14 protein-coding genes are annotated in these 14750 nt (G+C 52.8%); 10 read left to right on the forward strand and 4 right to left on the reverse strand.

The genetic code is table 11. The features are described from left to right. Positions 1 to 17: 17 nt before the first annotated feature. Together DTL42_RS07910 and DTL42_RS07915 are read left to right on the forward strand one after the other, a co-directional pair. Positions 18 to 485 carry a carboxypeptidase-like regulatory domain-containing protein gene (locus DTL42_RS07910; protein WP_114368177.1) on the forward strand — a complete coding sequence of 156 codons (468 nt, stop codon included), beginning with the start codon at positions 18 to 20 and terminating at the stop codon, positions 483 to 485. Between the two features lie 296 nt (positions 486 to 781). Beyond that, on the forward strand, positions 782 to 1261 hold the full coding sequence (locus tag DTL42_RS07915; protein ID WP_147274202.1) for a hypothetical protein: 480 nt from the start codon (positions 782 to 784) through the stop codon (positions 1259 to 1261). Positions 1262 to 1379: 118 nt separating this feature from the next. On the opposite strand, the gene DTL42_RS07920 is transcribed toward DTL42_RS07915, so the two are convergent. The 3 genes from DTL42_RS07920 to DTL42_RS07930 form a co-directional block, all read right to left on the reverse strand. Next, entirely contained in the window at positions 1380 to 2882 is a 1503-nt protein-coding gene (locus DTL42_RS07920; protein WP_114368179.1) for a sulfatase family protein, read from the reverse strand. A 252-nt stretch (positions 2883 to 3134) separates the two neighbouring features. Beyond that, positions 3135 to 3533, reverse strand: a complete 399-nt coding sequence (locus DTL42_RS07925; protein ID WP_114368180.1) for a hypothetical protein — start codon at positions 3531 to 3533, stop codon at positions 3135 to 3137. A gap of 55 nt (positions 3534 to 3588) precedes the next feature. Next, positions 3589 to 3969, reverse strand: coding sequence for a hypothetical protein (locus DTL42_RS07930; protein WP_114368181.1), 381 nt, complete (start codon positions 3967 to 3969; stop codon positions 3589 to 3591). Positions 3970 to 4143: 174 nt separating this feature from the next. Between DTL42_RS07930 and DTL42_RS07935 the strand changes: the two genes are divergently transcribed. From DTL42_RS07935 to DTL42_RS07945, 3 genes are all read left to right on the forward strand, one after another. Next, positions 4144 to 5109: a hypothetical protein gene (locus tag DTL42_RS07935; protein WP_114368182.1), complete on the forward strand. Its 966-nt coding sequence runs from the start codon at positions 4144 to 4146 to the stop codon at positions 5107 to 5109. Between the two features lie 261 nt (positions 5110 to 5370). Beyond that, on the forward strand, positions 5371 to 6756 hold the full coding sequence (locus tag DTL42_RS07940; RefSeq protein WP_147274203.1) for a hypothetical protein: 1386 nt from the start codon (positions 5371 to 5373) through the stop codon (positions 6754 to 6756). A 165-nt stretch (positions 6757 to 6921) separates the two neighbouring features. Further along, positions 6922 to 7146: a hypothetical protein gene (locus DTL42_RS07945; protein WP_114368184.1), complete on the forward strand. Its 225-nt coding sequence runs from the start codon at positions 6922 to 6924 to the stop codon at positions 7144 to 7146. Positions 7147 to 7197: 51 nt separating this feature from the next. Here DTL42_RS07945 and DTL42_RS07950 read toward each other — a convergent pair whose 3' ends face one another. After that, entirely contained in the window at positions 7198 to 9399 is a 2202-nt protein-coding gene (locus DTL42_RS07950) for a methyl-accepting chemotaxis protein (RefSeq protein ID WP_114368185.1), read from the reverse strand. A 499-nt stretch (positions 9400 to 9898) separates the two neighbouring features. Between DTL42_RS07950 and DTL42_RS07955 the strand changes: the two genes are divergently transcribed. The 5 genes from DTL42_RS07955 (at position 9899) to DTL42_RS07975 (ending at position 14698) form a co-directional block, all read left to right on the forward strand. Next, complete coding sequence (locus DTL42_RS07955) at positions 9899 to 11263, forward strand: arylsulfatase (protein WP_114368186.1); 1365 nt, start codon at positions 9899 to 9901, stop codon at positions 11261 to 11263. A gap of 10 nt (positions 11264 to 11273) precedes the next feature. Next, complete coding sequence (locus tag DTL42_RS07960; protein WP_114368187.1) at positions 11274 to 11801, forward strand: hypothetical protein; 528 nt, start codon at positions 11274 to 11276, stop codon at positions 11799 to 11801. Positions 11802 to 12035: 234 nt separating this feature from the next. After that, positions 12036 to 12560, forward strand: a complete 525-nt coding sequence (gene ilvN, locus DTL42_RS07965) for an acetolactate synthase small subunit (RefSeq protein ID WP_114368188.1) — start codon at positions 12036 to 12038, stop codon at positions 12558 to 12560. Between the two features lie 105 nt (positions 12561 to 12665). Continuing rightward, positions 12666 to 13703: a ketol-acid reductoisomerase gene (gene ilvC / locus DTL42_RS07970; protein ID WP_261341597.1), complete on the forward strand. Its 1038-nt coding sequence runs from the start codon at positions 12666 to 12668 to the stop codon at positions 13701 to 13703. A 215-nt stretch (positions 13704 to 13918) separates the two neighbouring features. Next, positions 13919 to 14698, forward strand: coding sequence for a hypothetical protein (locus DTL42_RS07975; RefSeq protein ID WP_114368189.1), 780 nt, complete (start codon positions 13919 to 13921; stop codon positions 14696 to 14698). The last annotated feature ends 52 nt before the right edge of the window (positions 14699 to 14750 follow it).

Consider the following 14750-nt stretch of genomic DNA (forward strand, 5'->3'; position numbering starts at 1 on the left):
TAAGACGAAACATTGCTATGTTAGTCATCAAAAAGACCCTACTGGCGATCACGCTCCTCAGTGTTATTTCACTCGCAGGATGCGGCGGAGAGTCAGGGCAAGAAATGGGACAAGTTAGCGGTACCATCACCAAGGGTGGTGCCCCACTTGTTGGTGCGAGTCTCGAATTCTACCCGGAAGGTGATGGAGCTGCTTCCTATGGGAAATCGGATGAGCAAGGAAACTTCACTCTCCGATATTCGACTGGTAAGCCAGGTGCTATCGTTGGCGAACACAAAGTGACCGTCATCGGAGGCACATCCAAAGGAGGTGCAGCAGCTCCGTCGGAAGGCTTAGCCACATTAACAGAAGGTGATTCCGTACCGAAGCCAGTGGGTGCTCCAGGAGCAGGTGGCTCGAAGCGTGGTGGAGCACCGAAACCAGTCGAAGGGATAACAGCCACCGTCAAGGCGGGCGAAGAAAACCATATCGTTATCGAACTTTAGAGCATCGCGGACTGACGTCGCGCATGGACCAAGGTCTTACGCAGCAAGTCAAGTTGCTGGTTGGTTCCCGTAGCCTAATGCTGCGGGAGCCATTTTTTATCGACTAATATTCCGCATCGAGAGATTTACCAAGGTAGACAGCCGATGTCTCCGGACTTACTTGATCTTCGATGCGGAGCGTTGCAAACAACAGAAACCATTATTTGCCAATAAGTGTCGTTGGTAGTTGTGTTTCCGTGATGTTGGATGCACTGCGAACTCTACACAACGACCTCTTAGAAAGGAGATTGATCGCTGTGACACGCGCGTCATTATGGCTCCTGGCAATGACCTTGCTGGGAACAATAGGTTGCTCTTGGGAAAAGGGACCGGACCTCCATGCGGTGACCGGTACCATCACCAAAGATGGTGTTCCATTCACAAATGCCTCGCTCGAGTTCTACCCGAAAGGGCCTGGGGCGCCTTCTTATGGAAAGTCGGATGAAGAAGGCAACTTCTCGCTTCGTTACTCCACTGGAAGTCCAGGTGCGATCGAAGGAGAGCACTTGGTAACCGTAATCGGAGGACAAATGAAGAGCGGTGTGACTCCCGTCAAAAAGGAAGAACGCGGCCTAGCTTCGTTGACCGAAGGAGACACTCCACCCGCCAAGCCGGTCGCGAATCCTGAAGCCAAAGGAAGACGCCGAGGTGGCGGTGGGGGGGAACCAGAGTCCATCCAAGGCATCCCGGCTATGGTTAGTGCCGAAAACGAGAACCATGTCGTAATCGAACTGTAATTTCTCGAACCTAGTTCGGTTACGGCGTTTCCACTGAAGTGGCAGAAACGGTGGAACGAAAGAGCTCTCGTGGTGAATGCTGCTAGAGCTCTTTTTTATTGGTCTGCGATCAGTTTGTTTAGCGTGGGCCAGGGGCGTTGATCTCGGACGACTTGCGATCGAAGCCAGGCCAGTCGCCGTAGGGGCGATCGCCGCGGATGCGCTCGCCCGTTTTGCTATCGATGTAACCCATCTCTCGATCGTAGTGATCGATTGTGTAGTTCGTGGGCACGCTGTCACCTGTCTCTTTCTGCCAGGTATCCATCACGCTACGAAGTTCGGCCAAGTGTTTGGCGTATTGCTGATCGCTGATCAGGTTATTGGTTTGCAGCGGGTCTTTTCTGGTGTCGTAAAGTTCCTCGCTCGGTCGCGGTTCCAATAATACATCGGCCTGAGGAGCGGTCAGTTTGCCTTCTGCGTTGGCAGTCTGCAGATCTTTGTGCGAAGGGGAACTGACCGAATCAGCCGGGCCCAGCCACGCTTTCTCAGGCCGAGCATTCCGAACGTATAACATCCCTTGGCTGTCACGCACGGCGCGTCCGTGGGCTTCGTAGTCGTGCCAGTTATGTTCGCTAAATGCGTAATGGCGATGCACTGCGGTTGGATCTTGCAGCACGTTGGCAAAGCTGAATCCTTGGAACTGCTCGGGCACTTTCGCACCAGCCAAGGTGAGCACGGTCGGGGCAATATCGATCACGCTTATCAAGCTTTTCGTTGTGCTGCCGGGCTGCTCAATTCCCGCAGGCCAATGCAGCACAAACGGCGTCTTCATACCGCTATCGTGAACGCGCGTCTTGCCGCGCGGGAAAGGTCGACCGTTGTCAGCCATGACAAAGATTAACGTGTTGTCCAAAGCGTTTTGTTTCTTCAATTCGGCAACCACTTGCCCGATGAAGTAATCGAAGCGGGTGACTTCGTTGTGATACGAAGCCAGATCGTCGCGGGTTGCTGGTGTGTCGCGCAGGTAGGGCGAAACCTCGACGTCCGCTGGATTGTGCTTGGGGCCGTACCGGTCTTCCCTCCACTCGTTGTCACCATTCCAATCGCGATGGGCATCGGTCGCGGCGAACCAGAAGAAGAAGGGCTGGTCTTGCGGGCGTTTCTGCACGACGTCGACCCAATGTCCTTCGCCCCCTTTATTGCCAGGAACATTAGGCCCTCGTTTGGTATCCCATACAGCTTGTTCGTTGGCGTTGTCTTGCGGCATATGATCTTTGCCAGCCAGTGCCGTGTAGTAGCCAGCTTCTTTCAGCAACTTGGGGAACTTGATCAAGTGTTCTGGCAGCGGACGATGCAGCTCGCTGGCCGCCCCGTTGTTGTGTGGATAGCGCCCGGTAATGATGCTACAGCGACTCGGGCTGCAACTGCTGGCGGTCAGATAGGCGTTGGTGAACTTCATCCCATCGGCAGCCAAGGCATCGATGTTCGGCGTTCGAGCTCCTTGGTTTCCATAACAGCCGAAGTCATTCCAACTGACGTCGTCGGCAATAAAGACAACAAAATTTGGCCGCTCTGCCGCCGAGAGAAGTGAGGGGGCAAAGCAAATCAGCAGCAGTGCAAACCGAAAGGGAAGGGGAGGCATGACGAGGAAACCTGGGGGGATGGAAGACAAGAGCTGAGAGGGGAGCACTGGAACTTAATGATGTCTGCGCCGGTAATCCAACATGCCAACGGACCGATTTGCCACGAATCCAGGGCTTCCGTTGGTTGCCCCTATTGGATTGATGTCGCAGACCTCAATAGTATCATCAACTTCTCGGGGAAGTTCAAACGGGAAGTCTCCTAAGATAAAAGGGGATCATCATCTTGCTGCGATGTTCTTTGGCTTGGTGGATCAATCGATGATCCCAGAAATGTCTTCCAAAAATTTCTGAAACTCGATGCGGTTCAGATAGTAAATCGTCCACACCGTCCACAGCCCCCAGGCAACAACTAAGTTGCCCATCACCGAGACATAGGTAATGAGACGCCCCACTGTAACCATCGGCCTGCTCAGCACCCACGTTCCCCAGGCCATGCTGATCAGCAAGAGGCACCACGCGTACTGATATAGAATGAAGTGGATCGAGGCGTGCCAGGGAAGTTGCCGCTGCGCGATCGGTTCCCACGAATAATAGTATTCATCTCTCGCCGCAAACCGGGTTGTCAGGACGACCAGAAACGTGAAGAAGCAGACGCTTGTGACAAGATGGGCCGCAACTCGCCGAGGTAGTTTTATTTCGTCCAATCTCATGGTGAGCTTTCTAGCTGCCTGAAAACGCTGTCGCCAGGGTCGTTATCGGCGAAACTTAAAGAAACGGCGCGTTTGGTTCCAGTCGCATGACATGGGAGTGGTGGATAACAAAAGCCACCACCAAAGTCCAGGCAATCCAAGCCACTGCCAGATTGCCGGTAATGCCGAGATAAAGAAACAGGCTCCGTACTTGGACCTTCGGCCTGGTAAGAAGCAAACCGCCCCAAATCGTGATTCCTAGGAATACAGGCCATAAGAAGGGATGCGTATCGAAGTACGAATCCATTACTACTGAACCGTAGTGGATAATGATTCGAGACTCTTCAAATTGCACGAACAGATGTGTGAAACCGACGGTTATGCCCAGGAACAGCCAGCAACTAGCCATGAGGGGAAGTGCGATGTTGCGCGGAAGTTGCGGTGCGCTTAGGTTCATAGGTGGGAACCATGTCGGTAGATAGAAGGGTCAAGGTTTTTGTTCTAAGTGTATAGCGGTCGCAGCAAGTTCTGTCATCTTTTGGGTCGGCAATGCAGCGAGATATTTGGTGAACGTCGCCAAAGCACCTAAAATAAAAGCAAGACCTTCCTCCCTTCCTTGCAGGCCAATCTCATGTCCCTTCCCCTTGATCGCCGACGATTTACCAAACTGGCTGCCGCGGGTGGGTTTTTGGCTGGGACTGCGTTGCCGGATTGGGCTTGGTCCGCGGAAACGAAGCAGGCCACAGACCTGCGGTTGATGGAATTGGGCATCAACGCGTTGGCTCGCTCGCCGGAGAGGAGCTACTTTGCCGATGGGCATCGCGGAGCGAGTATGATCTCGGCGTACTTGCTGTGTACCGAGAACGATTTACCTCCGGCTGTTTTGGTGCGCATGACCGAGTTGTTTGATCTTAACTGGGCGAAGACGAAGCTCTGCGCGTCGTTTCCTGAAGGAGACCCAGACCCCAAAGCGATCGAAAAGGTGAGTCTTGCCCTGCTCGATGGCGGGCCAGTTCTGCGGGAAGTGGGGCACAATGTCATCTTTGCCAGTCTGGCAATTAAAACGTTCAGCGCGATGCCTCAACTGGCGACTCAACAACGAGTCGCAGGCGTGTGCCAATTGATTCGGAGTTTCAAACCTTGGCGCGATGTCGAACCTGACGCCGATATCCAACCCCCTTCGTTCGCCGATCAAGCCGCTGCTTCGAAATTCATCCTGCAGGAAGCCAGTGCGGCGGTTGATCGCTTTCAGGGATTCGGTCAAGGTTTCGCCGGGCACATGCTGACCTTCGGTCAGGCGTTGGTCGAACTTGCCGAGATGGGGAACGAAGAATTAGCGGAAGGATGTCGCACGGCGTTCTGCAAATATGTAACGGTTACGCGGAAAGGGCCTGATGCTGACGCCCGACGCATTGCCGATCATCGTCCCTCGAAACTGCGACCCAACGAGGTAGAGTACTGGCAGAAACGAGGTGACAAGTCACTGGGAATCGGGCACGTCTTTAAATATCCATACGGATACTATTATCTCTTGGCGAAGGCCAACGATCCGCAATTAGCCGAGAGTTGGGATGCCAAGGCCTTTTATCTTTTCTAGCGAGCCCAACGCCGCGAATCGAACTGGGGCTCCCCTTGAATTCGCTGGTAGTACGCATGCGAAAGCAACGATAAATCCCATTTCTTTTCTTGAGATTTAAATGCACCGGTTGTTGCGATTGTTCTATGCGCTAAACCACATCTGCCGAATGAATGCCACACGCGAGTTGTAACTCTTCTTGGGGTGGTGCCGAAGGAAAGGGACGGATGGATTGACGCGGATGAAATGGTTGGACGGATATACTTTGAAGGGCAACGAGTGATGGATCATTCGTTTCGGGGCAGGATTTTGGGCGTGGTACTGCTAGGAATGATTGTCTTAGCTGATGCTGCGACTTTGCAGGCACAGTATGCGTTGCCCGATGTTCCGCCACCACCAGTCGTAAGCCCTGATATTAGTGCTGACATCGATGAACTGTACCGCCGTATCTCGGAGCTCGAACAGAAGATTGCAGAAACTCAGCCGGCAGCGGTTTCGCCAGGGCCGATCCAGTTGTTGCCACCTTGCGAGGGTGAGGAACCGCCACCGTGTCCGTTCTCGAAGTGTGTGGGATACGATAACGGGTTCTATCTTCGCACGTGCGATTTGAACTACACGCTGAAGATTCGGGGTCTCTTTCAATTTCGGCACTACGCAGATTGGCGAAACACGACCGTCAACGACGAGTTTGAATCTGGCTTTGTGATCGAACGTGCTCCCATTCTGTTTTCCGGTAACTTCATTTCTCCCCAGTTAAAGTACTGGTACATCCTGCAAGCCAGTCGAGCAAGCGGTACCGAGTTTTTGGAAGAAGGGAAGATTATCTACGAGTTCGATAATGGGCTTCAATTTCAAGCAGGCCGATTTCGCGACCCTGGTTTTTTGCGGGAAATGGAGATTAGTTACGCACGTCAGCTTGCCGTCGAACGGTCTTACTACAACAGCGTATTCGCGACCGGCGTGCTGGAAGGCATCTCGCTTTCGAAGCAAAACGAAAATTACCGTTGGATCGCGTTTCTCAACGATGGTCGCAACTCAGGTTTCTCGTCACGCAGTAAGGACTTCTATCAAGACAATGCGGATATCGCCCTTTCAGCATCGACCGATATCAAATTCTGTGGTGAGTGGGCCCAGTATGGTGACTTCACTTCCTGGCCAGACGAAGAACGTGCGAGCTTCCTGAGGCTGGCCATGTTTTGGGAAAACCCAGAACATGGTGACACCGATCCGATGAACGATGAGGCTGGGCTCATTTCTTACGCCACCGAAATGACCTACGAAAGCCACGGATTCGCGGCATTCGCCTCCTTCGTGGGGCGTCACTCTTTAGTCGAAGGGCAAGACATCAACCAGTTTGGTAGCATGTGCCAAGTTTCCTACCAAGTGATTCCGAATCATGGGGAGCCGTTCATGCGGTACGAGCACATTTGGTTCGATGGTTTCACCGATGTCGGGTCAGGAATCACGCCGGTCAACGATAGTACGCTTAATATCTTAGCCGCCGGTTTCAATTGGTATTTCCATCGTCAAGGTTTGAAATTCACGATAGAAGCGATGCACGCCTTCGACGAAATTCCGTTCTCTTCGCCAAATACCGGTTTCTTGATTGACGAGCCTGGTGAGAGTGGCCAAACAGTGCTTCGTTCTCAGATCCAGCTGTTCTTTTAACAGTTATCGCCCCGGCAGAGGGGATGATTGTGCGGATTATTGTGATGCAGACGGCCTGAGAACTTAGCTCGTCAGCTTCTCAAACGGAAACCATTGAGCCGCCTCGCCCCTTGAATTAGAGTGAAAATCATCTCTTTCACTTCTAGTCTTGCAAGGGTTAGGTTCATGATTCGCCGCGTTGCCTTGTTATTGTTTGTCACGCTGGTCGTTGTGGGAAGTTCCGTCAACGTAGAAGCGGGAAACCTCTTTCGTTTTCGTCGAAGTTCGAACACGCACTACACACGCCACCTAGCTCCCCGAACGGTTACCCCGACCCCTGGTTACGAATACCAAACCAGCCGCTTCGAAGCTCGAACGACTACCGGCTACACGATGTTATTCGGAATGTAACCGCGGTGGTTCGTTTGTTAGCCATGCCCTCAAGCGAATGTGGCATTGCCTCTAGACCTTGAAGCCGCCAATCAGGTCGTTGATTTCGTGGGCGAATTCGGCCAGATTGTCGCCGTACGAGCGAGTCGTCGTTGCGCCGGTGGCGGTTCGTTGCGTTGCTTTATCGACAACAATTACGTTTTCGGTGATCTCTTGGCTGGCCGTAGCCGAGTCGTTAACCCCGGCAGAAATTGCCTTGGCGGACTCGGCGGTTTGGTTGATATTGGTCGAAATCTGTTTGGTGGTGACGCTCTGTTCTTCGACAGCCGAGGCAATTGAAAGACTTGCTTCGCGAATCTGTTCGATCACCTGAGTGATTGCACCAATCGAGTTCACGGCATCGCTGCTAGAGTCTTGGATGCCGCTGACCGACTTGCGAATGTGTTCAATCGCTTCGGTTGTTTGGTGGGCAAGTTCTTTGACTTCGGTTGCTACCACCGCAAACCCCTTGCCAGCTTCCCCAGCACGCGAGGCTTCGATCGTGGCATTCAAAGCCAACAAATTGGTCTGTTCGGCGATATCTTGAATCACACCAACAATCTTTCCTATCGACTCGGCAGCGTCGCCCAGCTTTTGGATCTTGCCGTTACTCTCTTCTGCCAGGCGGGTGGCGTTGATCGCGATCGATGATGCCTTTTCGGTGTTTTTCGAGATATCTTCGATTGAACTGGTAAGCTCTCCGACCGAATCTCCAACAAAGGAAATATTGCCGGTGAGTTCCTGAATGGAAGTTGCCATGGTATTCATCGTGGTGGCCATCTCTTCAGAAGCGGCCGCCACGCTGGTGCTGCGGCTTTTCGCTTCGCCAGCGCTATGAGTTAGCTCGGAAGCCGTGGTCAACATTTTCTCGGAGGTCTCTGAAAGCGATGACGCACACCCGGCAACGCGGCTGATGATGCCTTGCAGCTTGTCCATAAAGAGATTAAACCAGTTGGCCAACTCGCCGATCTCGTCTTTCGATTGAATATCGAGACGTTTCGTTAGGTCTCCTTCTCCTTGGGCAATATCTCGTAGCGAAGCGGTCATGCTGTTGAGCGGCTTGACCAAAAGACGCGAAGCCACCACGGCAAAAATCGTGACGAAAGCCAAAACGATCACCGCCCCGATACCTACGTAGATCAGCAGCCAATTCAGACTGCTCCGCGCCGAAGTCACGGAAGAGCGAAAGTCGTCTTTGTAGACGCTAACACCGACAACCCAGTCCCAAGGTTTGTAATAAAACAAAGCAGCCAGTTTTTCTCGGGGGATTGGCTCTTCCTTGTTTTGCCAGAAATATTCGTGCTCGACAATCTCTCCAGGGGCCGCAGCCATCGATTTTGCGATCATCTGCTCGATACATGGTTCGCCGTTGGCATCAAGCGTAGCAAGGATGTTCTCGCCGTTGCGGGCGCTGTCTTTGGAAACAAGATACATTCCTTTGTCCTTACCGCTTCCTTGCACTACAAAAACGTAGCCACTTTTACTTAGGCTCACCTTTGCTAAACGCTGAGGAAGATCGGCGGCTTCCTCTTGCAGAAGCCCCACATACAACGCGCCGATCACTTCGCCGGCAGCATTTTTCACTGGATGGTAAGCCGTTGAATACCATTTATCGACGACGAACGCTCGACCGTGATATGGTTCGCCACGAAGGAGCTTGTCGACCACGGGGTTGTTCGTGCCATCGGGGTTAACGGCGGGAATAAAGGTTCCAATTGCCCGTTGATCATCCTTCCCTTGAACACTCGTTGCCACCCGCAGCATGTCACCGGTTTCAGGTATTCGTTGAAAGATGGTACAGGTACCACCAGACCATTGAGAGACTTCATCTACAAAAGGAACGGGCTCATTAAGATCGCGAACCTGACCTAAGGGAGCACCATTGATTGAGAGGGCAGGAAGCTGCGTGAGCTTGGTATCGCCGGTGTACTGATTCGTACAGGCCCATTCCAGTAAGTTCGCTTCTTGGACCAGGCTCCCCTTTTCGTCGAGCAACTGTTCGCTGAAGGCGATCGTGGTATCGAGTTGTTGACTTGTCAGTGTGTTCTGTGATTCAAGAATCAAGCGAACATTATGGGCCGCTGTCAGACTTTGCGTGTGGGCCATTTCTTCCGCTTGTTCTAACACGGTCTTATCGAGCGAAGATCCGCTGATGAGCACAATCGTCAGAATAATGATCACACAAGCCAGAGGCCCAGTAAGGCTTAGCAGCAAGATCTTCGTTCCAATTCGCATCGCAATTGCCCCGTACGCTCTTTGATAATCTCATGGAGTCCGCCTTGACGTTGAACAAACAAAACTAGGTTGTGGATTGATTGAGCGAAATTCCAACTCATTAATTCCCGCTGTTGCCCAGCGATTCACGCTGTCGAAATCGTGAAAAGAAACAACGTTCGCAGCTTCTTCCTCATACAGAAGTTCTGCTTATCGCAGACGAATAGATACCGAAAAATCAAATCGCCATATCAAACATAGAAATACTTAAGCGCAAATCAGGACGAGAGTTAAACGAGCAAGCAGATGGGACTCAAGTCGCTACCTGGGGGTATCGACCGAAGCCGAAATGCCTCTCAGCTTAGATGTTCAGGAAACCTTTGCTTTGGCTGCGAACGAAGGTTGTGGATCACCGCAATGCGGAGGCGGGAATGGCTGCGTTTGACCGAGCCGAATGGTCAAGAGATACTGAGAGAACGACTCGTTATCGATTTTCTGCTTCCCACCCGCCGAGGCCCTCATGCTCCGTTTTGTCGTTCTGACACTGGCCATTGCCCTGCTTCCCGCGTCCCTGTTTGCTGCGGAAGAGAACAAGCCCAATGTCATTTTTATCTATGCCGACGATCTCGGTTACGGAGATGTGGGTTGCTTCGGTCAGCAGATCATTCAAACGCCCCATTTAGATCAGATGGCCAACGATGGAGTAAAGCTCACAAGTTTCTACGCTGGCTGCACCGTTTGTCGTCCTTCGCGCTTGGTGCTGTGGACCGGCAAGCATCTCGGCCATCAGCCGATCAACGATAACAAGCCGTACACAATGCAATCGGATGACTTCACCCTGGCCGAACTAATGAAGGAGCAAGGCTACGTTACCGGCGGCGTTGGCAAATGGGCGATGGGCACGCCAGGCAGCGGTGGTGAGCCAATCCATCACGGATTCGACTTTTGGTGTGGCTACCTCGACCAAAGCGCGGCCCACAATTATTACCCAACGCATCTCTGGCGATGCGAAGGAGACAAGTGCGAAAAGCTACCACTAGCAGGTAACGTGCTGATGGGCGACAAGAAGCCAGAGAATCGCGTAGCAAAGCTCGATGCTAGGAAGACTTACTCGCACGATGTTATGACAAACGAAGCGTTTGACTTCATTCGCCGGAACCAAGATAAACCGTTTCTGCTGCATCTGCACTGGACCTTGCCGCACGCTAACAACGAAGGGGGCCGCGTCACCGGCAACGGCAGCGAAGTTCCCACCTACGGTCAATACAAAGATAAGGCTTGGCCCGACGCCGAAAAAGGTTTCGCAGAGATGGTTACCTACCTAGACGGAAGCGTCGGCCAACTGCGGGCTTTGTTAAAAGAATTGGACCTGGAAGAAAATACGCTAATCGTCTTCACCTCCGACAACGGACCGCATAACGAAGGAGGCCACGATGTGAACTACTTCGATTCCAACGGACCTCTGAAAGGTTTCAAGCGATCGGTCTACGAAGGTGGTATCCGCGAACCATTTATCGCCGTCTGGCCCGGTAAGATCCCCGCCGGTACCGAGTCAGGCACAACGTTCAATGCCTACGATGTGTTGGCCACGTACGCCGATCTAACCGGCGCGAAAGATGTGCCTAAGAATGACGGCCTCAGCTTCCTGCCCACACTGCTGGGCAAGCCAGATCCAGAAGCCGCCGAGCGAATCAGCTATTCGTCGTTCAACAAATCAGAAGCGGCCCGCTACAAAGAATTCAAGGGAGTCCGCAAAGGCCCGAATCAGCCGCTGGAACTGTACGACCTGAGCGTTGACATCGGAGAAGAGCACAACATCGCGCAGGACAAGCCTGAGATGGTCGAGAAACTGACGAACTTTATCACCGAAGCGAAAGCGAACTAGCGAGAACTGAATGAGGTGCATTCCCTCTTTGCTTGCTGTTGCGTTACTTGTACATGTGGTGAGTTCCGTAAAAGCGGTCGACGCCAACGACTTTGAGTTTGCACGGCCTTTTGTCGAATCGCTGGACGAGGGGATGTCGTGCGAAGTTCGCTACGATTCGGGGCGATTGCTGATTGAAGTGACGCTGCCTGACCAGCAGTTGGTTCCTCGGCGCGGAACTGGCTTGCCCATGGACGAAAAGATCGGGCCTTGGCGTGCGACCTTTCTGCTGGTCCCGATACTCGGCGCAGAGGACTTGAAACAAATGGAGGCTCTCGCGATTTCGGGCGATTCAAAACAAGGAAAGCATCAACCGACCTATGCCCACTTTGCGGTCGATTCATATTGGTTTCGCGTCGGCTATCCCCTGTATGCTCCACGAGAAAAGGACGGACGGCAGAAAGTTGAAAAGTTTGTCCAACGCCTGAGCGAGAAAGCAAAGACCCTGTCAGGCACCGATGCATCGCCTCTTATTTCCCGCCTCCTCGTCGCACCGTAACCAACCTTTCTCTTAGGCAAACAAAGTCCCCATATTAGGGGTCCGAACTCTTCGTAACTTCAACTGTCCTAACAAGATCGGTTCTCTCTGCCGTGTCATGTAACATCTTCCCGCGTTACGGCAGAGTTTAGGGCCCTTCGATTGGTCTTATGGGGTGGCTAAGCCCAGCCTCTTGTCCATACAAGGGGGGCAAACTATCATGCGGGTTTCAATTTACGGTTCTGGGAGAAAATAATGCGTCACGTGCTCTCGGCGGTGGTACAGAATGTGCCCGGGGTACTCGCCCACATTTCCGGGATGCTCGCCTCTCGCGGATACAATATCGATTCGCTCGCGGTGGGTGAAACCGAGGATACTAACTTGTCGCGGATGACGTTCGTACTCGTCGGCGACGATCATGTCCTTGAGCAAGTACGCAAGCAACTGGAAAAGATTGTCACCGTCGTACGCGTACTCGATGTCAGCTCGCAAGATTTCGTCGAACGTGACTTGATGTTGATCAAGGTCAACGCCGAAGCTGGCGGTTCGCGAAACGAAATCCACGAACTGGCCGAGATCTTCCGTGGCAAGATTGTCGACGTCGGGCGTAACGAGGTGATCATCGAAATCTCCGGTACCGAAAATAAGATCGTCGCATTCATCGATTTGATGCGACCTTATGGAATCCGCGAACTGGTGAGGACGGGACGAATCGCTATGGTTCGCGCGGGCACCTCCCTGGAAGAACAGGTCGTAGATCCGCACGCTGTAGAAGCTTAACGGCTTCGTCGTAGTTTGAAGTGTTCAGCAAGAGGGACGTTGATGTAGGCCTTCCCTCTTTTTCTTACTGACAACTTCAAACTCCCCCTCCAAATTACACCGTCCATCACTAGATACAACTTAGAGACAAAGAACGAAATGACCGCCAAAATTTACTACGACAACGATGCTGACCTGTCCGTGCTGAAGGGCAAAACGATTGCCATTCTCGGTTACGGTTCGCAAGGGCATGCCCAAGCTCAGAACCTACGTGACAGCGGCTGCACCGTTATCATCGGCCAGCGTCCTGGTAGCCCGAATTACGACTTGGCCAAGTCGCACGGCTTCGAGCCGATGAGCGTCGAAGAAGCGACCAAGAAGGCCGACATCGTCAACATGCTGCTGCCTGACGAAGTGCAAGCCGACATCTACAACCAGTTCGTCAAGCCGAACCTGAAGCCAGGCAACGTGCTGATGTGTTCGCACGGTTTCAACATTCACTTCAATCAAGTCGTTCCGCCGGAAGGTGTCGACTCGGTCCTGGTCGCCCCTAAGGGCCCTGGTCACCTGGTTCGTAGCGAATACGAAAAGGGTGGCGGTGTTCCTGGCCTGATCGCTTTGGGCGAAGGCGTTTCGGACGAATCGCGTCAGATCGGTTTGGCCTACGCCAAGGGGATCGGTGCGACGCGCGGTGGTGTGATCGAAACCACCTTCGCAGAAGAAACCGAAACCGACCTTTTCGGCGAACAAGTCGTGCTGTGCGGTGGCCTCAGCGAACTGATCAAAGCAGGTTTCGAAACCTTGGTTGAAGCTGGCTACCAAGAAGAAATGGCCTACTTCGAGTGCATGCACGAAGTGAAGCTGATCGTCGACCTGTTCTACCAGGGCGGTCTGAACTACATGCGATACAGCGTGAGCAACACGGCTGAATTCGGCGACTACTCGACCGGCCCACGCATCATCACGCCTGAAACCAAGGCTGAGATGAAGAAGGTCCTGACCGAAATCCAAGACGGCACGTTCGCGCGCAACTGGATCCTGGAAAACAAAGCTGGCGCTGCCCGCTTCAAAGCGATCCGCCGCCGCGAACGGACCCACCAGGTCGAAGAAGTCGGCAAACGCCTCCGCCGCCTGATGAGCTGGATCGACTCGAAAGAAGTTTAATTTGCTTCGCGGATCGAAGAAGTTAATAATCAAACGGCACCTGGGAAACTGGGTGCCGTTTTTTTTTGCGCACCTTCTCGCAGGCCTCGCTGTGGTTTTATTCGTTCCGGACCAGTAATTCGTAGAACCTCATCATGGTGCAAGATTATCTACCGGAACATTAGATGGTTAACGGCCTTGTTGCTAATCCGTGTGGATCAACTGGTAACTTCACTATGACACGTCTTCTTCTCACTCTGGCGATTCTGTGCTGCGCTGCTCGAAGTGGTTACGGCAGCAACAATTACTTTCTTCCTGGCGATGCGTTCTTTCATGCCACGTTGACGCAAGAAAGCATCGAAGCGTTGGCTAAACAGAAGGTGCCGCGGGTAATTGGCTACTCATTTCAAGATACGTTCGAGGGAGCATTCTGCGGCTACGCTGGCTATTCACGGGCACGCGTTCCAGCGATGAACGACAAGTTTGTCGCGAATCTGAAATGGACGTACGACCACATTCGTGAAACGGACGGGCGAGAACTGCGCGAATCTCGAACTGCCGACGGAATCGAGTTATGCGAGACCAACGGCTTGCACATGTTTTTGGTGCGAGACGATTTCGATCTTTCCGACTCTGGGTTGCGGCTTGGGCTGAAGTATAACGAGAATTGGATTGCGGAAACGAAGAAGTTTGTCGATCATGCTCGACTTTGTTGCTTTGTGGATACGGCCCAGGCGGTCGAAGCTTGTTGGGTGGATGGGCCCCGGTACCCTGGTCTGGAAGTGAAGCTTCCCGCTGTCGAGCTTGAGAGTGGCCAACCGATTGACGAGCCGGTTGAAATCGAAGGCAACGTGAAGGCCATCGTCATGCCAGCTGGTCCGCTGAAACCTTACTTTCAACGGGAAGAAGATCGTTATATCTATGTAGTGACGGAGAAAGAAGTCGTTACCTATTACGCTGAAGGAGGCCGCTGGAAGGTCTTCGACGAAGATGACTTCCATCTATTTGACGAGTAACTTATCGCTTCTTTCACTAGCGGTAACCGCCTGGTGGGCAAGTGCGTCGTGC

Origin of the sequence: Bremerella cremea, from assembly GCF_003335505.1 — a bacterium.
Classification (GTDB): domain Bacteria; phylum Planctomycetota; class Planctomycetia; order Pirellulales; family Pirellulaceae; genus Bremerella; species Bremerella cremea_A.